Source organism: Paenibacillus sp. y28 (assembly GCF_037137075.1).
Classification (GTDB): domain Bacteria; phylum Bacillota; class Bacilli; order Paenibacillales; family NBRC-103111; genus JBBBNV01.
Map to the genome: position 1 here is coordinate 15,833 of NZ_JBBBNV010000035.1, position 20,158 is coordinate 35,990.

At 48.8% G+C, this 20,158-nt stretch carries 18 protein-coding genes; 8 read left to right on the plus strand and 10 right to left on the minus strand.

All coding sequences use genetic code 11. The features are described from left to right. Positions 1-34 precede the first annotated feature (34 nt). The 10 genes from WBG83_RS20065 to rpmH all read right to left on the minus strand — a co-directional run bounded on the left by WBG83_RS20065 (position 35) and on the right by rpmH (position 9,586). Entirely contained in the window at positions 35-895 is an 861-nt protein-coding gene (locus WBG83_RS20065) for a ParB/RepB/Spo0J family partition protein (protein ID WP_336747127.1), read from the minus strand. After that, positions 888-1,649, minus strand: coding sequence for a ParA family protein (locus WBG83_RS20070; protein ID WP_336747128.1), 762 nt, complete (start codon positions 1,647-1,649; stop codon positions 888-890). Before WBG83_RS20070 ends, WBG83_RS20065 begins: the two co-directional genes overlap by 8 nt. A 210-nt stretch (positions 1,650-1,859) precedes the next feature. After that, positions 1,860-2,678 (minus strand): nucleoid occlusion protein, encoded by an 819-nt coding sequence (noc, locus tag WBG83_RS20075; protein ID WP_336747129.1) that lies wholly within the window; start codon positions 2,676-2,678, stop codon positions 1,860-1,862. Positions 2,679-3,125: 447 nt separating this feature from the next. After that, a complete protein-coding gene (gene rsmG / locus WBG83_RS20080; protein WP_336747145.1) occupies positions 3,126-3,845 on the minus strand; it encodes a 16S rRNA (guanine(527)-N(7))-methyltransferase RsmG in 720 nt (239 codons plus the stop codon). 3 nt (positions 3,846-3,848) lie between these two features. Beyond that, positions 3,849-5,741 carry a tRNA uridine-5-carboxymethylaminomethyl(34) synthesis enzyme MnmG gene (gene mnmG / locus WBG83_RS20085; protein WP_336747130.1) on the minus strand — a complete coding sequence of 631 codons (1,893 nt, stop codon included), beginning with the start codon at positions 5,739-5,741 and terminating at the stop codon, positions 3,849-3,851. A gap of 13 nt (positions 5,742-5,754) precedes the next feature. Beyond that, complete coding sequence (mnmE, locus tag WBG83_RS20090) at positions 5,755-7,137, minus strand: tRNA uridine-5-carboxymethylaminomethyl(34) synthesis GTPase MnmE (protein ID WP_336747146.1); 1,383 nt, start codon at positions 7,135-7,137, stop codon at positions 5,755-5,757. Between the two features lie 217 nt (positions 7,138-7,354). Then, positions 7,355-7,972 (minus strand): RNA-binding cell elongation regulator Jag/EloR, encoded by a 618-nt coding sequence (jag, locus tag WBG83_RS20095; RefSeq protein ID WP_336747131.1) that lies wholly within the window; start codon positions 7,970-7,972, stop codon positions 7,355-7,357. A gap of 59 nt (positions 7,973-8,031) precedes the next feature. After that, positions 8,032-8,802 (minus strand): membrane protein insertase YidC, encoded by a 771-nt coding sequence (gene yidC, locus WBG83_RS20100; protein ID WP_336747132.1) that lies wholly within the window; start codon positions 8,800-8,802, stop codon positions 8,032-8,034. Between the two features lie 154 nt (positions 8,803-8,956). After that, on the minus strand, positions 8,957-9,310 hold the full coding sequence (rnpA, locus tag WBG83_RS20105; RefSeq protein WP_336747133.1) for a ribonuclease P protein component: 354 nt from the start codon (positions 9,308-9,310) through the stop codon (positions 8,957-8,959). Positions 9,311-9,451: 141 nt separating this feature from the next. Beyond that, the gene (rpmH, locus tag WBG83_RS20110) at positions 9,452-9,586 is read right to left on the minus strand and encodes a 50S ribosomal protein L34 (protein WP_336747134.1); all 135 of its coding nucleotides are present in this window, start codon (positions 9,584-9,586) and stop codon (positions 9,452-9,454) included. A gap of 490 nt (positions 9,587-10,076) precedes the next feature. On the opposite strand from rpmH, the gene dnaA reads away from it, so the two are divergent. The 8 genes from dnaA (at position 10,077) to WBG83_RS20150 (ending at position 19,930) form a co-directional block, all read left to right on the plus strand. Continuing rightward, complete coding sequence (gene dnaA / locus WBG83_RS20115; protein WP_336747135.1) at positions 10,077-11,429, plus strand: chromosomal replication initiator protein DnaA; 1,353 nt, start codon at positions 10,077-10,079, stop codon at positions 11,427-11,429. A 186-nt stretch (positions 11,430-11,615) separates the two neighbouring features. After that, entirely contained in the window at positions 11,616-12,758 is a 1,143-nt protein-coding gene (gene dnaN / locus WBG83_RS20120; protein WP_336747136.1) for a DNA polymerase III subunit beta, read from the plus strand. Between the two features lie 17 nt (positions 12,759-12,775). Then, the gene (gene yaaA / locus WBG83_RS20125) at positions 12,776-12,985 is read left to right on the plus strand and encodes a S4 domain-containing protein YaaA (RefSeq protein ID WP_336747137.1); all 210 of its coding nucleotides are present in this window, start codon (positions 12,776-12,778) and stop codon (positions 12,983-12,985) included. A 15-nt stretch (positions 12,986-13,000) separates the two neighbouring features. Further along, positions 13,001-14,125: a DNA replication/repair protein RecF gene (gene recF / locus WBG83_RS20130; RefSeq protein WP_336747138.1), complete on the plus strand. Its 1,125-nt coding sequence runs from the start codon at positions 13,001-13,003 to the stop codon at positions 14,123-14,125. 16 nt (positions 14,126-14,141) lie between these two features. Next, positions 14,142-14,390, plus strand: coding sequence for an extracellular matrix regulator RemB (gene remB / locus WBG83_RS20135; RefSeq protein ID WP_336747139.1), 249 nt, complete (start codon positions 14,142-14,144; stop codon positions 14,388-14,390). A 43-nt stretch (positions 14,391-14,433) separates the two neighbouring features. Continuing rightward, entirely contained in the window at positions 14,434-16,341 is a 1,908-nt protein-coding gene (gene gyrB / locus WBG83_RS20140; protein WP_336747140.1) for a DNA topoisomerase (ATP-hydrolyzing) subunit B, read from the plus strand. A 12-nt stretch (positions 16,342-16,353) separates the two neighbouring features. After that, the gene (gene gyrA / locus WBG83_RS20145; protein WP_336747141.1) at positions 16,354-18,819 is read left to right on the plus strand and encodes a DNA gyrase subunit A; all 2,466 of its coding nucleotides are present in this window, start codon (positions 16,354-16,356) and stop codon (positions 18,817-18,819) included. 40 nt (positions 18,820-18,859) lie between these two features. Further along, on the plus strand, positions 18,860-19,930 hold the full coding sequence (locus tag WBG83_RS20150) for an HD-GYP domain-containing protein (protein ID WP_336747142.1): 1,071 nt from the start codon (positions 18,860-18,862) through the stop codon (positions 19,928-19,930). The last annotated feature ends 228 nt before the right edge of the window (positions 19,931-20,158 follow it).

The following is a 20,158-nucleotide window of genomic DNA, read 5'->3' on the forward strand; positions in this document are numbered from 1 at the left end:
CTCCCAAACCGGCATGCCGCATGTTTTTGTTTATCTATCCTATTTTGCCCTGCAACAAATCCAGCAATCGTTCCAAATCTTCCTTCGAATAATACGACAGTTCAATTTTCCCTTTGTTTTGCTTGTTTTTGATTTTCACTGTCGTATGGAACCTTCCTCGCAACGTTTCCTCGACCTGATGAATATACGGATCGCCTTTTTTGGGCGTTTGCTTCTCTTTAGCTTTTAGTCCCTTTTGATTCTCATCGAGATGTTTAATCGCATCCTCCAGCTCACGGACGCTCCAATCATTTTTGATGACCATATCGGCCATATGCTTTTTCTGTTTCTCATCCTTCAGGCCTACAATGGCTCTCGCATGTCCCATGGATAGGGTTCCACGTGAAACAAACTGCTTGATTTCTTCCGGAAGCTGAAGAAGCCTTAGAAAGTTGGCGATATGAGAACGGCTTTTTCCTACCTTGAGCGAAAGCTCCTCTTGCGTAAAAGAGAATTGATCAATAAGTGCCTGATAAGCGAGCGCAACCTCCATCGCATTCAAATCTTCACGCTGAACGTTTTCAATGAGTGCAATTTGCATGACCTGCTCATCGGACAACTTCTTTACGACAGCAGAAATGGTCGGAACACCGCATAACTGTGACGCTCTGAATCTGCGCTCTCCGGCAATAATTTCGTAACCCTTCAGCACACTTCGAACAATAATCGGCTGAATGACGCCATGCTCTTTAATGGACGCAGCCAGTTCATTAATGCTCTCCTCGTTGAAGGTTTTCCGGGGCTGATACGGATTCGCTCTCAGCTGCGCCAAAGGAATCTCGATAACTTTATCATCTTCACTAATATTCAAAGAAGGAATTAGCGCATCAAGACCTCTGCCTAGACGCTTACTCATATAAAATCACTTCCTTCGCAAGTTCCATATAAACTTCCGCGCCTTTTGATTTCGGATCATAAGTGACTATGGATTGACCGTGACTTGGGGCTTCGCTAAGTCTCACATTGCGTGGAATGACGGTTTGATAAACCTTTTGCTGAAAATATTTCTTAACCTCTTCAATTACCTGGATCCCCAGGTTAGTCCGCGCATCAAACATTGTCAACAATACCCCCTCAATTTGCAGGCTGGTATTCAAATGCTTTTGCACTAACCGTACCGTGTTCAATAGCTGGCTTAGCCCCTCCAGCGCATAATACTCACACTGAATGGGAATAATAACCGAATCTGAGGCTGTCAAAGAATTAATCGTCAAAATACCGAGTGAAGGCGGACAATCAATTAAGATGTAATCAAACATATGCTTCACAAGCTGCAGTGATTTCTTCAGCCGAACCTCTCTGGAGATAGTCGGAACTAGCTCAATCTCCGCTCCTGCAAGCTGGATCGTCGCAGGAATAATTTTCAGGTTCGGAAGCATCGTATCCATAATCGCTTCTTTAGGATGAATATCGTTAATAATAACATCGTAAATACAATAGGTTACATCCGCTTTATTAATTCCGATTCCGCTTGTTGTATTCCCCTGCGGATCAATGTCCACCAGAAGCACCTTCTTACCCAGCATAGCCAGCGAGGCCCCCAGGTTAACCGATGTCGTTGTTTTACCAACGCCACCCTTCTGGTTTGTTACTGCAATAATCTTCGACAACCCATTCACCTCAAATCCATGAATAAAAAGCCAGCTCAACACGTTTTACACGCCTGTTAAAGTGTGTTATCTTCTTTTTCGTTTTACGGACTGTCTGGTCAGGCTGGACAATCGCTGCCAAATAAACGAATTGTCCTTTCTTGAAAAAACCGTGAGTCCATCTATACGCCGAATCAGAAAAAAACTGCACACCTTTATACTCAGCTTTCATTACGAACGTTTTGGTATTTGAATGACGATTTCATACCGGTCGTCCAAATCGTTTTCTGTTGTCTTGATGTTTAATCCCGATGTTTTGACCATATCCACCGATTGGCGAATCGTATTCAAAGCAAGCCGCACATCCTTGGAGTAGGAAACCCGTTTCGATTTTTTTATTTTCGCCGCTTCCTTGTAGAAATTGACACGGACCTCCGTTTGCTTCACATTGAGCTCTTTCGTTACAATTTCTTCAAGCACCTTGGTCTGTAACTCTTCCGATTCCAATGAAAGCAAAGCCCGGGCATGACGCTCGGAAATTTGACGCTCCAGCAGCGCCTGCTTAACAGGCTCGCATAATTGCAGGAGCCTAAGCTTATTGGCAATCGTGGATTGACTTTTTCCCAGCCGCTGTGCAAGGCTTTCCTGTGTCAAATCATGCATCTCGATTAACTGCTGATAAGCGGCTGCCTCCTCAATCGAGGTCAAGCCTTCTCGCTGCAAATTCTCGATAAGCGCGATCGATGCGGCTTGTGAATCGTTGAAATCACGAATAATTGCAGGAATCGTTTCCAAGCCCAGCTTTCTAACAGCCCTCAGCCGGCGTTCCCCGGCAATAAGCTCCGTCTTGCCATTTCGTATGCGGACAACGATCGGTTGAATAATTCCATGAGTTTTAATCGTTTGACACAGTTCATCTATACGGTCATCATCAAAAACGGTTCTTGGTTGATACGGGCTAGGAACAATATCATGGACTGCAATATTTTTGACTTCGTCAACAGGTGTTCGTTCTGTGAATCCAAATATTCGCGATATTTGATCTTTCATTGTTGTTCCCCCACCTTACTCTCCCACCCAAAAATAAGATGCTATTAAAAATTCTCCATCAGCATGCCATTATCCTGCATTTCCAACAAAAAACATATGTGTTTTCTTTGCGTCATTTTTCCGAAATAATAGGAAAAGAGCGCTTCCGTTATAAACAAATACACGTTTAACTACGCTTTGTTAATAAACGAAAGCACCTTTCATTTGCTGCATGTATAGTTCATGAATCCTTTTAGAAGTTTTGTAAAAAGACAGCCTACAACCGGAGTGCGGTGTTAAGCCGGCATCTGCTTCCAGATTTCGAGCCGGAGCATCCGCATAAACACAGTACGTATAGGGCTTCGTTGTATGCAAGCGAAAAGCAGGCGGAATCCTCCCTATTGTGCCATCGGAATGGTTATCCGCACTTGATTAAGAAAAGGTAAATTCTGTTTCACGTGGAACGCATTACAATGGGGACTTCAATGGTGTTCCAGGCTTACGAGGGTATTTCTTTGGCGTGGCCGCCTGCTTTTGAATAAAGATTAAATGCCGCTTGGACTGGTCCGAAGGCAGCTCAAACGATACCGTATTTTGAACCGCACCTTTTAGCTCCTTCAAGCTATTCGCTGCCTCAGACAGCTCTTCCTCAATTTCAGAGCCTTTCATTGCAACAAAGCTGCCCCTAGGCTTTACAAAAGGCAAGCAAAATTCATTGAGCACGCTCAACCGTGCTACCGCTCTTGCTGTAACCAGATCGAAGCTGTCCCGCAATCCATCCTTACGGGCAATTTCCTCCGCGCGTCCATGAATACACTCCACCTGCTGCAGTCCAAGCTCGGCTGCAAGATGAGTAAGAAATTGAATTCTTTTATTAAGCGAATCGACAATCGTCACCTGCAAATGAGGAAAAGCGATTTTGAGCGGCAGGCTCGGAAAGCCTGCCCCAGACCCAATATCCGCAATACGAGTAACAGCAGAAATCGGAACAAAGAAGCTTAGGGAGAGCGAGTCGTAAAAATGCTTCATATAGACCTGTTCTCTCTCCGTAATAGCCGTTAAATTCATTTTTTCGTTCCATTCGACCAACGTACGGTAATACACTTCGAACTGCTCTAACTGTCCGGCGGTCAAATCAATCCCTTTTTCGGCCAGTAACGAAACAAACTGCTGCTGAATTGAATCAATCATTTATGAACTCCTGCTCGCCACAACGCGATTATAATGTTCCAAATATACTAACAGAATAGATATGTCCGCTGGAGTTACCCCGGAAATACGGGATGCCTGGCCAATCGAAACCGGACGAATTTTGCTCAGCTTCTGCTTTGCTTCCGTTGCTATGCCATGGACCTGCATATAATCGATATCCTCAGGAATCCGTTTTTTCTCCATTTTGCTAAGTCGCTCGACATGAATGAGCTGCTTCTCGATATAGCCGGCATACTTGACTTGAATTTCAACCTGCTCCTTCATCTCATCCGTTAATTCCAGCGGAGACGGGGAGATTCGTTCAATATGAGAGTACAGCACTTCCGGACGGCGCAGCAGAGACAAGACATCGACCGTATTGTTCAGCAGAACGGAGCCTACCTCGGCAAGCACGGCCTGAACGTCTTCGGCTGGCTTCACCTTGGTCGTTTTCAGGCGCTCCAGCTCCTGTTCTACCATTTGTTTTTTATGCAGAAAGCGGTCGTAGCGCTCCTGTGTAAGCAGGCCAATTTCATACCCCAGCGGAGTTAAGCGCATATCGGCATTATCATGACGCAGCAGCAGCCGGTACTCGGCGCGCGAGGTCAACAACCGGTAAGGCTCCAGAGTCCCTTTTGTAACCAAATCATCGATAAGCACGCCGATATACCCTTGGGAACGATCGATAATGACCGCCTCACGTCCCTGCACCTTGCGGGCTGCGTTAATGCCTGCCATAATCCCTTGACCGGCCGCTTCCTCATAGCCTGACGTACCGTTAATTTGTCCTGCGGTAAACAAATTTTGGACCACCTTGGTTTCAAGCGAAGGCCACAGCTGCGTCGGCACCACGGCATCGTATTCAATGGCGTAGCCCGTTCTCATCATCTCCACCCGTTCCAAGCCTGGAATCGAGCGCAAAATTTGCAGCTGCACATCCTCCGGCATACTCGTGGATAAGCCTTGGACATAATATTCCGAAGTGTTGCGGCCTTCCGGCTCAAGGAAAATCTGATGCTTCGGCTTGTCGCTGAATCGAACAATTTTATCCTCTATCGAAGGGCAGTAACGTGGCCCCGTACCTTCAATTAGACCGGAAAACATCGGAGCCCGGTGCAGATTGGCATTAATAATCTCATGCGTTTCGCCCGAGGTGTATGTGAGCCAGCACGGAATTTGTTCAATGTCACTTGCTGTCGTGTCAAAAGAAAAGAATTTCGGCTGCTCATCGCCAGGTTGAATTTCCGTTTTATCAAAATCAATCGTATCCTTGTGCACACGCGGCGGAGTCCCGGTTTTGAACCGGACAAGATCCAGTCCCGCATTCCGTAAGCTGTGGGACAGCGCCACCGACGGCTGCTGATTGTTCGGTCCGCTCTCATACATCAGCTCACCCATAATAATTTTCCCGCGAAGGTACGTCCCGGTTGTAAGGACAACGGTGGTACTCCGGTACGTTGCGCCTGTTTTGGTGACAACACCTTTGCAGACCCCATCCTCAATCATCAGCTCTTCAACCATTCCCTGCCGCAAGGTCAGCTTCGGCTGTTTTTCAATGGTCGCTTTCATTTCATTTTGATACAGTACCTTGTCGGCTTGAGCCCGAAGCGCATGAACCGCGGGACCCTTCCCGGTATTCAGCATCCGCATTTGGATGTAGGTTTTATCAATATTACGCCCCATTTCACCGCCAAGCGCATCAATTTCACGAACGACATGCCCTTTCGCTGGTCCGCCCACCGACGGGTTGCAGGGCATGAACGCTACCATGTCCAAATTAATGGTCAGCAGAAGCGTCTCGCAGCCCATTCGTGCTGCAGCCAGCGCTGCTTCACAGCCGGCATGGCCGGCCCCAATGACAATCACATCATAACGGCCTGCATCATAAGCCATCTGAATTCCCTCCTTATTTACCTAAGCAAAATTGTGAAAAGATTTGATCAATCAACGCATCCGGCGCGGCATTGCCGATAATTTCGCCCAGACTCTCCCACGCGTTCCGCACATCAATTTGAATCATATCAATCGGAATCAGCTCTTCTACCGCCTGAACGGCTTCCGCCAGCGAAGCAAGCCCTTGCTTGAGCAGATGAATATGCCGGGCATTACTGACATACGTCAAATCCTGCCCCTCCAGATTTCCTTCAAAGAACAAGTCCGTAATCGCCCGTTCCAGCTCCTGCAGCCCTTCCCCCTCAATGACCGACATCTTTACAACCCGATCCTCGGAAAATGTCGAATGAAGCGCCTGCATATCGAATTTCGAAGGCAAATCCATTTTATTTACAATCACGATCGTTTGCCGATCCTTCACGTGCTCCATCAGTTCATATTCGTCCGGCTGGGTCGGTTCATTGTTATTGAGCACAAGCAAAAGCAAATCTGCCTGCGCAAGCGCATCCCTCGAACGTTCAACGCCGATTTTCTCTACCACATCCGTCGTTTCCCTCATGCCCGCCGTATCCAGCAGCCGAAGCGGAATGCCGTTTATGCTGACGAATTCTTCAATTACATCTCGAGTCGTTCCGGCGATATCCGTAACGATCGCTTTATTTTCCCGGGCCAACGCATTTAACAGCGACGATTTGCCTACATTGGGCTTACCGATAATCGCCGTCGTAATGCCTTCACGAAGAACCTTCCCCTGATTGGCGGTACGCAGCAGCTCTGTAATGCCGACCATCGTTTCCTCACACTCGCGGCGGATAAATGCATACGTCATTTCCTCCACATCGTGCTCCGGATAATCAATGTTGACCTCAATATGCGCCATCAGCTCAATCAGCTTTTGCTGCAGCGCCTCGATTTGTTTGGAAAGGCCGCCTTCCACCTGCTTCATCGCAAGCTTGTGCGCCCGATCCGACTTGGCTCGAATCGTGTCGATAACAGCTTCCGCCTGCGACAGGTCAATTCTTCCATTCAAGAACGCCCGTTTGGTGAACTCTCCCGGCTCGGCCAGCCGAATCCCCTGCTCAAGCAGCAAATCAAGCACCCGTTTGACGGAAATAATCCCGCCATGACAGCTTATCTCCACTACGTCTTCCCTCGTAAAAGATCGCGGTCCCCGCATAATCGTCACCAGTACCTCGTCCAAGGTTTCTCCGGTCCGGGGGTTTACGATATGACCATAATGCACGGTATGTGTCGCTGCCGAAACAAGCTTCCCTCTTTTTGTTCCAAACACAAGGTCGGCCGTCTGAATCGCCTCCGGGCCACTAAGCCGGATGACTGCAATCCCGCCCTCCCCGACGGGGGTCGCGATCGCTGTAATTGTATCTGTTGTTGTCATTATCACCTGCATACACTCCAAGCCTGCTTGAATTACCGCCCGTTGTCTTAGTTTATCCAACACCAGGCTATTTTCCCGTGAACACCAGACGAAACGGCCCCCTCTTTCCAGTTCGGAAGAGTGCCGTTTCGTTTAATTCTGCTTCGCATGAATGTTCTGATTTTAGCAAAAAAAGCAATGACTCGGTCAAGCTTGGTGAAGTCATTGCCTTATCGGTTTATTTTACAGCGATTACGACTCTGCGGTTCGGTTCCTCGCCCTTGCTGTATGTTTTCACTTGTCCATGATTCTGAAGCGCGGAATGAATAATTTTACGTTCTTGGGAGGACATCGGCTCCAGCACAACTTCCTTCCGGGTCTTGATCACCCGCCGGGCAAGCCGTTCCGACAGCTCCTCCAAGGTCTGCTTGCGGCGACTTCGGAACTGCTCCGCATCAAGACCAATCCGGACAAATTTATCAGAATACCGGTTGGCCACAATGTTCGTCAAGTACTGCAAGGAATCCAAAGTCTGTCCCCTGCGGCCAATGACGATTCCCATCTCCGGCCCGCTCAGCTGAAACAAGGTTCCTTCCGAATCCTTCGTTTGTTCAATCGTAACCTCGAGATTCATAGCTTCAAATACATCCTGCAAAAATTGAACCGCTTCTTCCAGCGCATCCGGCAAAAGCTCCAATTCGACCCTGGCATCCTTGACGCCGAATAGACCGAACAAGCCCTTCGAGGGCTGCTCCAGCACCTGAATATGGACCCGTTCGCGAACTGTCTGCAGTTGATTCAGTCCCGCCTGGATCGCATCTTCCACTGTTTTTCCCGCAGCTACGATTTTTTTCATCGACTCTGCTCTCCCTTACTTTGAGGTCGAACATCCATATTGAAGCGTAACCGGCCGTATTATTTCTTTTTCTTTGGCGCAGGAGCTGCAATTTCGAGTTTTTCCTTGCTTTGAGGGCGGACATAAATAAAGTAGCTTTGAATAATCGTAAACAAGTTTCCGTATACCCAATAGAGCGATAATGCCGATGCAAATTGAAGCGACATGACAAAAATCAGCACCGGGAAAATAAACAGCATCATTTGCATCTGCGCGTTCATTTGCGAGGACATCATTTTTTGCTGCAGGAATGTGGTGATAGCCGCCAGGATCGGCAAAATGAAAAACGGATCCGCTTTGCCGAGCTCCAGCCACAAAAATGAATGCTCACGAATATTCGGGTTGCGCATAATCGCATTATAAAGCGCAATCAGCACCGGCATCTGAACAAGCACCGGGAAACAGCCCGCCATCGGATTCACATTGTTTTGCTGAAACAGCTTCATGGTTTCTTCCTGCTGCTTTTTCGGGTCATCCTTATATTTATCCTTGAGCTTCTTCAGCTCCGGCTGCAGACTCTGCATCGCTTTGGAGCTCTTATACTGCTTGAGTGTCAGCGGCAAAATAACAAGACGGACCAAAAGCGTTACGGCAGCAAGCGAGAGGCCGTACGAATTCCCGAACTGCACTGCAAACCAATCCAGCAGAAACGACATCGGGTTTACAAAATAACGATCAATCCAGCTGTTCGTCGGATCGATTGGATTTGACGCCGGGTCCATCGCGCCGCAACCGGACAGGACAGCGACAACAGCGACAAATAATAGTGCAATAAGTACACGACGTTTCAAAATGGTTCCTCCTAGGCAGTTGACCACAAAATCCGAGAACAATGGCAATTTTATTCACATGTGAAAAGGTTGCCATTAACTCATACACATTACGTGTTATTCAGTTTAAAACTATACCATATTATTGGACAAGAAGAAACTAAAACCAACCCCGTTACCGATTTTTATGCTTTACCAGCATCCCGGATTTACGGAGCAAATGAAGCAGGCTTTTTTCAATCTCGGCATACCCCATGGTCGCTACCGGTTTTCGGGCGATGAGAACAAAATCGACCCGGGGCGCGATCTCCTCCGCCCGCAGCCGTACGATTTCCTTCACAACCCGCCGGATACGGTTGCGCACAACGGCGTTGCCGACTTTTTTGCTGACCGATATCCCCATCCGGAACTGGCTCACGGCCGGCTGCGTTTTTTGATACAGCACAAACTGGTGGTTGGCCATCGATTTTCCGAACCGGTATACCTTATTGAAATCTTCTCTTCTGGCTAATCGCAAACGCTTTTGCATGGCGGCATTCCCCATCATTTCATCATTAACATTACCCATTGTTGCACACAAACGGCGAAATAAAACATTGCTTCTGGCAAAAATCAGTCCATTTTCAACTTGAATATAGAAAAAAAGACCACGCAGGCGTGGTCTTAAAAATTAAGCGCTCAGTACTTTTCTGCCTTTAAGACGACGAGCCCGCAGCACTTTACGGCCGTTTTTCGTGCTCATCCGTTGGCGGAAGCCGTGAACTTTTTTCCGTTTTCTAGTGTTCGGATTGAATGTCGGTTTCATCTATGACACCCCCTCAAGGAATTACGTTCGAATTTAAAAACACTAGCTCTAATTAAACCATGCCTATGGAAAAAAGTCAATGAATATTGAAGCAGCTCATATATCCCGCAATGTTCATTGTCCACATGTGGATGATTTTGCCCGAAACATTCGAACGCTGTCGATTTTTAAACAATTTATAAACAATATGTAGTACTGTGGATTAACGTTATACACAAGAGCTTGAAATTGTGCACAATCTCGTCACTTTCATTGAAAAACAAGGGGATCTCTGATATCATAGTGTTGTTTTCTCTTGTGGATATTATTAAAAACCCTCATGTTTATTCACAACCTGTGGATAACATTGTGAACAATTCCCCTCGCCTATGCATAAAAAGGAATTTATATTCCTTCATATTGTGGATATTATTCGACATCCTTCCGAAAACCCGACAACTTCCCGGCGCCTTGCCCGTGTTTGGGTATGCTAATTAAGGAGTGAACGTTTGTGGAAAGCCATGTTCAGGAACTTTGGCAGCAAGTGCTATCTATCATTCAAACGAAAGTCAGTAAGCCAAGTTTTGATACATGGCTCAAATCAACAAAAGCCGCTGTTTTTAATGAATCATCGCTTGTCATCTGTACACCGAATAACTTCACCAAGGAGTGGCTGGAGAACCGCTATTCTAAAATGATTAGCAGCGCTGTGCTCGAATATACAGGCCGGCAGGTGGAAGTTCAGTTCGTTTTGGAAGAATCGTTAAATATTGCTGTGAAGCCGGTGGTGCCGGTGCAGGCTGTTTCGGAGCAGCAGCCGGCCCATGATGAGCATTTCTCCTCGAATATGATGAATCCGAAATATACCTTCGAGACGTTCGTCATCGGCAGCGGCAACCGGTTTGCCCATGCGGCCTCACTGGCTGTAGCCGAAGCTCCCGCCAAAGCATACAATCCGCTTTTTTTGTATGGAGGCGTCGGACTCGGCAAAACGCACTTGATGCATGCGATCGGGCATTATGTGCTGGAGCATAACCCCAGGGCGCGTGTAATGTACATCTCGTCCGAGAAATTTACGAATGAATTCATTAATGCCATCATGGTCAACCGCGGGGAATCGTTCCGGAACAAATACCGCAATATCGATGTGCTGCTGATCGACGATATTCAGTTTTTGGCTGGCAAAGAGCAAACCCAGGAAGAGTTTTTCCATACGTTCAATGCCCTGCACGAGGAACAAAAGCAAATAATTATTTCCAGCGATCGTCCGCCCAAAGAAATTCCGACGCTTGAGGAACGCCTGCGCTCCCGGTTCGAATGGGGGCTCATCACTGACATCCAGCCGCCGGACCTGGAGACGCGGATCGCGATTTTGCGCAAAAAAGCCAAGGCCGAGAACCTGGACATTCCCAACGAAGCGATGGGCTACATTGCAAATCAAATTGATTCCAACATCCGCGAGCTGGAAGGAGCGCTCATTCGTGTTGTTGCGTATTCTTCCTTAACCAATCAGGATGTGACGACACACCTGGCGGCCGAAGCGCTCAAGGATATTATTCCATCGGGGCGGCCCAAAGCGATTACAATTCACGATATCCAGGCCAAGGTCGGAGAATATTACGGCCTGAAAATCGAAGATTTCAAAGCACGCAAACGCACAAAGGCCGTTGCCTTCCCGCGGCAGGTGGCCATGTACTTGTCCAGAGAGCTGACGGACCATTCCTTGCCCAAAATCGGCGAGGCGTTCGGCGGTCGGGACCATACAACGGTCATTCACGCCCATGAGAAAATATCGCAAACGCTCCAGAAGGATCAGGAGCTGTACCAGGTCATCAATAACATCAAAGAAAAATTGAAGCTGTGAATAACTTTTCACAATAAAACGTCCCAGCCTATGCACAACTTATACACATGTGGATAGGCTTGCTTTTTCAGTGCCCATAGCGGTTATCCACATATTCAGGCGCCCTACTACTACGATCTTATTTTTTTATAAACAGAAGAAGATCGGGACAAGTCAGCACTATTCCGAATATCCAGGAGTGAAATCATGAACATACGTATTTCCAAATCCCAGTTAAATGAATCCATTCAGCATGCGCTCAAAGCCGTAACCAGCAAAACGACGATTCCGATTTTAAGCGGAATTAAACTGGATGCAGGCTCGCATGGCCTGATTTTGACCGGAAGCGATACGGATATATCCATTCAAAGCTTTTTGGAGCCGGAAAAAGATGGACAAAGTGTCGTCGAGGTGATTCGTCCAGGAAGCATCGTGCTGCCGGCCCGATTTTTTTCTGAAATTGTAAAGAAGCTTCCTTCTGACGAAGTTGAAATCGAGCTTAAAGAAAATCATCAAACGACGATTCGTTCAGGCTCCTCTGAAATTCAAATTATGGGGATGGACCCGGAAGAATATCCGCTGCTGCCGGAACTGGATGAAAACCAGATGATTCGCATTTACAGCGATTTGCTTAAAATAATGATTCGTCAAACATCATTTGCGGTATCTACAAACGAGAGTACGCCGATTTTGACCGGTGTGTTATGGAGCTTAACGCAGAACGGATTGAAATTTACCGGCTGTGACCGGCACCGTTTGGCAACTCGCGAGGCTAACATCGAGCTCGATCCTCGTCCGCAATTCCACAACATCGTTATTTCCGGACGGACTCTGAATGAGTTAAGCAAGCTGCTGCCCGATCAGAACACCTTGATTGAAATCGTCGTGGAAGAGAATCAGATTTTGGCCAAGATCGGCCATATCCTGTTTTACTCCCGTATTCTAGACGGTGCTTATCCGGACACAAGCAAGCTGATTCCAGCGAGCTTCCAAACCGAGATCGTTGTAGAGACCAAGGCGCTTGCCGATGCGATCGACCGGGCGTACCTGCTGTCGCGGGAAGACAAAACGAATATCGTTAAAATGATTATGAACGAAGATAAAACGCTGGAGATTTCGTCAAGCTCAACAGAGCTCGGGAAATTGACGGAAACGATCCCAACGGATAAACTGGAAGGCCAGCTCCTCAAAATTTCGTTCAACTCGAAATACATGCTCGACGCACTGAAAGCGATGGACAGCGAACGAATTCATATTGGGTTCACAGGCGCGATGCAGCCAATCATCATTAAGCCTGTGGATTACTCGGGATTGCTGCAGCTGATTTTGCCGTACCGGACGACAGGCTGAGAAGGAACGTGATTCTTATGACAACCATTCAAATTCGTGATGAATACATTACCCTCGGACAATTCTTGAAGCTGTCCGATTGCATCAGCACAGGCGGTCAGGCCAAGCCGTTTCTTGAAGAAACGCGCATCACCGTCAACGGCGAGCCTGAGCAGCGGCGGGGACGCAAGCTGTACCGGGGCGACAAGATTTGGATAGACGGCTTTGACACGTTCGAGATTGGTTAAGCGGGGGGGCTGTCTTTGTTTTTACAACAGCTGAGCCTCAGTCATTACCGCAACTACGACTCGTATCACCTGGAGACGGAGCGGTATGTCAACTTACTGGTCGGACCGAATGCGCAGGGGAAGACCAATTTGCTGGAAGCCATTTTTGTGATGGCTTTAACCAAGTCGCACCGTACTTCCCAGGAGAAGGAACTAATCCAGTGGAATCAGGAAGCCGCGCAGCTGCATGCGGTTGTGGATAAGAAATACGGGCCCTGCAAGCTCGATTTGCTGCTGACCCACAAAGGGAAAAAGGCGAAGGTCAATGGACTGGAGCAGCGGAAATTAAGCGGCTTTATCGGATCGCTGAACGTGGTAATGTTTGCGCCGGAGGATTTGGATTTGGTCAAAGGAGCGCCCGGCGTGCGGCGCCGGTTCCTGGATATGGAGATCGGTCAGGTATATCCGGGTTACCTGTATGATTTGTCCCAGTACCAGCGGGCGCTCCAGCAGCGTAACAATTTACTCAAGCAGCCGGGGGCGACGGCAGCCGGAATTGCTGCCATGCTGGATGTATGGGATGAACAATTGGCACAGTTTGGTACTAAAATCATGCAAAAACGTCAAAGCTTTATAAAAAAGCTGCAAACGTGGGCGGAGCATATCCACAGCGGCATCACAAACGGGGCCGAGCAGCTCCGTTTGGCCTATAAGCCTTCGTTCGAATTTGACGAAAACGGGGAACAATCTGTTTTATTTAACCAATTTATGATAAAGTTATCACAGATGAGAGAACAGGAAATCCGGCGCGGGCAGACGCTTGCCGGGCCGCACCGGGACGACGTGTTGTTTGCGATTAACGGAAAAGATGTTCAGACGTACGGATCACAGGGTCAGCAGCGGACAACGGCCTTGTCGGTCAAGCTGGCGGAGATTGAGCTGATTCATCAGGAAATCGGCGAATATCCGCTTTTGCTGTTGGATGACGTGTTATCGGAGCTGGACCAATCCCGGCAGACCCAGCTTATCGCAACGTTTCAAAATAAGGTCCAGACCTTCATTACCACAACCGGCTTAGAAGGAGTCAGGCATCAGCAGCTTGACGAAGCGACCGTGTTTCATGTGTTCGGGGGAACGATTGAGAAAGTGACCACGCTTTAAGGGGGACGGGCCGGCTATGTTCATTCATTTAGGCGGGGAAAAAATTATTCGTGCGATGGAGCTTGTCGCGATTTTTGATTTAAGCATCGAGAAATCATCGAAAATTTCCAAGCAATTTGTCCAGTACGCCAAAAAGGATAAACGGATTGAGATTATCGGTGAGGAAGAAAGCAAGTCGCTCGTTGTGACCAAAAGTAAAGTGTACTATTCTCCAATATCGTCAACCACATTGAAAAAACGGGCGAATCAGCTCATCGTTCATTAGCCCGGGCAGTTGTTTGTCAATTCCGTAAAGTGGGTGGAAGAGCATGTCAGTCAATCAGCATACTTACGACGAGAGTCAGATTCAGGTGCTTGAAGGCTTAGAAGCGGTGCGCAAGCGCCCAGGGATGTATATAGGTTCGACCAGCGGCAAAGGGCTGCATCACTTGGTGTGGGAGGTCGTCGATAACAGTATTGACGAGGCCCTTGCCGGCTTTTGCTCGCGTATCGATGTAATCGTGCATCAGGACAACAGCATTACCGTGGTGGACAACGGCCGGGGGATTCCGGTTGGCGAGCATCCGAAGCTGAAGCGATCTACGCTGGAAGTGGTGCTGACCATTTTGCACGCAGGCGGGAAATTCGGCGGAGAAGGATACAAGGTATCGGGCGGTCTGCATGGTGTCGGTGTTTCCGTCGTAAACGCACTGTCTGAACGGGTATTGGTGCAAGTGAAGCGTGAAGGCCAAATTCACGAGCAGGAATTCCAACGTGGCGTGCCGCAGTATGACTTGAGAGTCATCGGCGAAACCGACGAAACCGGGACGACGGTTACGTTTAAGCCGGATGCGGAGATTTTCACCGAGACGACGGAGTATGAATACGAGGTGCTGCAGGGCCGTATCCGGGAGCTGGCGTTCCTGAACAAGGGCATCGAGATTACGCTGACCGATGAGCGGACCGGACAATCACAATCGTTCATGTATGAAGGCGGCGTAATTTCGTATGTGCAATATTTGAACCGCACCCGGGAAGTACTCCATGAGCCGATTTACATTGAGGGCAAAAGGGATCACATTCAGGTGGAGATTGCCCTTCAGTACAATGACAGCTATACGGAGAACATCTATTCCTTCGCCAATAATATCAACACGCATGAAGGCGGAACGCATGAGTCCGGCTTCAAGAGCGCGCTCACGCGTATTTTGAACGAATATGCCCGGAAGATCAACGCGATCAAGGACAGTGATTCCAACCTGACCGGGGACGATGTACGCGAGGGCCTGGCCGCGATTATTTCGGTCAAAATTCCGGAGCCGCAGTTTGAAGGGCAGACCAAGACGAAGCTCGGAAACAGCGAGGTCCGCGGTATCGTGGAGTCGCTATTTGCAGAGAAGCTGCAGGAGTTCTTTGAGGAGAATCCGGCGGTGTCCCGTAAGGTTGTCGACAAATCGCTCCAAGCTGCCCGGGCAAGGGAAGCCGCCCGTAAAGCGCGCGAGCTCACGCGCCGCAAGAGCGCGCTGGAAGTAAGCTCCTTGCCGGGCAAGCTGGCGGACTGCTCCTCTCGCGATGCGTCTATCAGTGAGATTTTCATCGTTGAAGGTGACTCGGCGGGTGGTTCGGCCAAGCAAGGCCGTGACCGCCACTTCCAAGCTATTTTGCCTCTGCGGGGTAAAATTTTGAACGTCGAGAAATCGCGTCTGGACAAAATTTTGTCCAATGCCGAGATCCGTGCCATTATTACAGCGCTGGGCACCGGCATCGGCGACGACTTTGACATTGCGAAGGCACGTTACCACAAAATTGTAATTATGACCGATGCAGACGTAGACGGCGCCCATATCCGGACGCTGCTGCTGACGTTCTTTTTCAGATACATGCGCAAAATTATTGAAACCGGGTATGTGTATATTGCCCAGCCGCCGCTATTTAAAGTCGAGCGGAACAAGACCGTCCGCTATGCCTATAACGAGAAGCAGCGGGATGAGATCATCCAGGAGTTTGGGGAAGGCGCCAAGATCAATGTGCAGCGGTATAAAGGGCTTGGCGAGATGAATGCCGGGCAGCTGTGGGAGACCACCATGGACCCGGAAAGCCGCACGCTGCTGCAGGTCACAGTAGAGGATGCGATGGTGGCTGACGCCATCTTCGATACGCTGATGGGCGATAATGTCGAGCCTCGGCGGGATTTTATCCAACAACACGCCAGATACGTCAAAAACTTGGATATTTAGGAGATGTAGTCAATGGCTGATGAAGTACGTTCGCAAATCAAGGAAATTGATATCGGCACAGAAATGCGCACGTCCTTTTTGGACTATGCAATGAGTATTATCGTCAGCCGGGCGCTGCCAGACGTGCGGGACGGCTTGAAGCCGGTGCACCGCCGCATTTTGTATGCGATGTCGGAGCTCGGCATGTCGCCGGATAAACCGTATAAGAAATCAGCGAGAATCGTCGGCGAGGTCATCGGTAAATACCATCCGCACGGCGATTCCGCTGTGTACGAGACGATGGTCGGCATGGCGCAGGATTTCAATCACCGTTATATGCTTGTCGACGGCCACGGCAACTTCGGCTCCATTGACGGGGATATGGCGGCCGCGATGCGTTATACCGAAGCGCGCCTGTCCAAAATCTCGATGGAGCTGCTGCGGGATATCAACAAAGAAACGATTAATTTCCGCCCTAACTACGACGGGGAGGAGATTGAGCCTGAGGTTCTTCCCGCTCGCTATCCGAACCTGCTCGTGAACGGATCCTACGGGATTGCTGTCGGTATGGCCACCAGTATCCCTCCGCATAACCTGAACGAGGTCATTGACGGAGTCCAAATGATGATCGAGAATCCGGATGTAACCTCGATAGAGCTGATGCAGGTCATCAAGGGCCCTGATTTTCCGACAGGAGCGCTCCTGATGGGCCGCGAAGGCATCAAGTCCGCTTATACCACCGGCCGCGGAACCGTAACCATGCGGGCCCGTGCAATCATTGAAGAGAATAACAACAAGGCGCGGATCATTGTCCATGAGCTGCCTTACAAAGTAAACAAGGCCAAGCTGGTTGAGAAAATCGCCGAGCTGGTTCGCGATAAAGTGATTGAAGGTATTACCGATCTGCGGGATGAGTCGGATCGTAACGGCATGCGGGTTGTGATTGAGCTGCGCCGTGATGTGACGCCCTCCGTGGTGCTGAATAACTTGTATAAGCATACAGCCATGCAGTCCAATTTCGGGATTATTATGCTGGCTCTCGTGAACAACGAGCCGAAGGTGCTGAACCTGCGGGACATGCTTTACAACTACCTGAAGCACCAGCAGGAAGTCATCCGCCGCCGGACAGAGTATGATCTCAAGAAAGCGGAAGCCCGGGCGCACATTCTGGAAGGACTCCGCATCGCGCTGGATCACCTGGACGAGGTCATCGCTTTGATTCGTTCCTCCCAAACCGCAGAGCAAGCCCGTGACGGCCTGATGGAGCGCTTTGGACTGACTCTGGAGCAGGCCCAGGCGATTTTGGATATGCGTCTGCAGCGACTAACAGGCCTGGAACGCGAGAAAATCGAGAACGAATACAATGAGCTGATGATCCGAATTGCGGATTATAAGGCGATTTTGGCTGATGAGCAGCGTATTTTGGCTATTATCAGCGAAGAGCTGGATGAGGTGAAAGAGCGCTTCGGAGATGAACGCCGTTCTGAAATTACGATCGGGGAAGAGGAAATCATTGACGAGGACCTGATTCCGCGTGAGGATGTCATTATTACGATAACGCACACCGGTTATATTAAGCGGCTTCCGGTGTCCACGTACCGGAGCCAGCGCCGCGGCGGACGCGGCGTCATGGGGATGGATACGAAGGAAAATGATTTCGTGGAACACCTGTTCGTCACACACTCTCATCATTATTTGATGTTCTTTACGAACAAAGGGAAAGTGTACCGGCTGAAGGCGTATGAGATTCCGGATTTGAGCCGTACCGCCCGTGGTACGCCGATTATCAATCTGATTCAAATCGAGCAAGGTGAAACGATTAATGCCGTTATTCCGGTCGAGAATTTCGACGGGGATCAGTATTTATTTTTCGCTACCCGTAACGGGATCGTGAAGAAAACACCGCTGGATGACTATATCAACATTCGCAAAGGCGGTCTGATTGCGATTTCTTTACGTGAGGATGACGATTTAATTGCGGTGAAGCTGACGGACGGCTCCCGCGAGATTATTATGGGGACCAAGCAGGGCATTTCGATCCGTTTTCCGGAGCAGGATGTTCGTCCAATGGGACGTTCGGCAACCGGGGTCAAAGGCATCAGCATTGCTGATGACGATGCGGTCATCGATGCCGATGTCGCAGACGAGAATGATCACGTGCTGATCGTTACTTCCAAGGGCTACGGCAAGCGCACGCCGATGAGCGAGTACCGCACCCAGTCCCGCGGCGGAAAAGGCATTAAGACCATCAATGTGACGGAGAAGAACGGTCCTGTCGCAGGCCTGAAGGTTGTAAAGCATGACGAAGACTTAATGGTCATTACTGCTCTAGGGACATTAATCCGGACGAGCATGGACGGAATTTCCGAGATGGGCCGTTACGCGCAGGGCGTGAAGCTGATTAACATTCGTGATGATGATGAAGTATCTACACTCAGCCGCATCCAAAAGAACGAGGAATCGGCTGCTGAAGAGGAAGAAAGCGACGAAGAAGTATAAAACCCGAATAAAACAGTTAGGCAGATAAGGTGGGGGAACAATGGCGACGGTACCTGTAATACAATTGAATCCCGGCGACAAACTCATTGAAGATGTGATTACGCCGCTGGGAGGCACTTTGTTCTATAAGGGCAAAGTGGTATTCCAGCGGGAAAAAGAAATATTGCAAGCATTTTTAATCCCGTCGGTTTCGATTGAATCGAAGGAACCGAAGCCAAACGATAAAGAGACGCTGGAAGAAGCGGCCAAAGAAGAAGAGACCAAGGAGCGGCTCAGCTTTAATCGCGAATACGATCAATTATTTGCGCTAATGAGCAATGTGTTTAGAACCGTTTCAGCAGGGGGAGCTCTGCCTGTGCTCGAAATTCGCACGCAATTGGAAAAGCTTCTGGCTCAGGCGGATCAATACCACATTCTTACCTTTGTTCCGAAAAATCTGAATGTCAGCCAGTATATGATCCATTCCGGGATTTTAACTGCGTTGACATCGTTTACGCTGGCCAAATGGCACGGCTTGCCTCAGAAGGACTGGACGCCTGTAGCATTGGCCGGCCTGCTGCATGATATCGGCAATGCCAAGGTGGACGAAGCGATCCTGTACAAGCCCTCTGCATTGACCGTAGATGAGCGCACAGAAATGCGTAAGCATACGACGATAGGGTATAACATTCTTAAACCCATACCTTCTTTGAACGAGGGTGTGAAGCTTTCTGCGCTGCAGCATCATGAGCGGGAGGACGGAAGCGGGTATCCTCTCGGTCTGACCACGGAGAAAATCCATCCGTACGCGAAGATCATCGCGATTACAGACGTATATCATGCGATGACCAGTCCGCGTTTCTACAAAAAGGAGACCTCCAAATACTTAGTGCTGGATCAGCTGTTCCAGGAGTCCTTCGGAAAGCTTGATCCGGCATTCGTTCAAACGTTTATTACAAAAGTGACCCAGCTGCATAACGGCATTCTTATTCGTTTAAGCGATGGCCGAATCGGAGAGATTGTATTTACGGATCGTTCCAACCCGACCCGGCCGATGGTGAATGTCCAAGGGACCATTGTCAACTTGGCAATGGAGCGCAATCTATTTATTCAAGAAGTGATTAACTCTTAAAGTAAAGGATAAGCTTCATTCTGACGAAAGGCGATTTGGTCAGAATGAAGCTTATTTTATTTTTTTAAAGAAAAAGCTTGCATTATGTTTGCAGCCTATGGTATATTAATTCTCGCCGCTAAAACGGCACACATCGACAAAAGCTGCAAGTGCTGCTTCGAGCTTCGGTTCGAAAAAAGAAATTAAAAAAAGTACTTGCAATCGAGTAGGCGAATGTGTTATATTAAA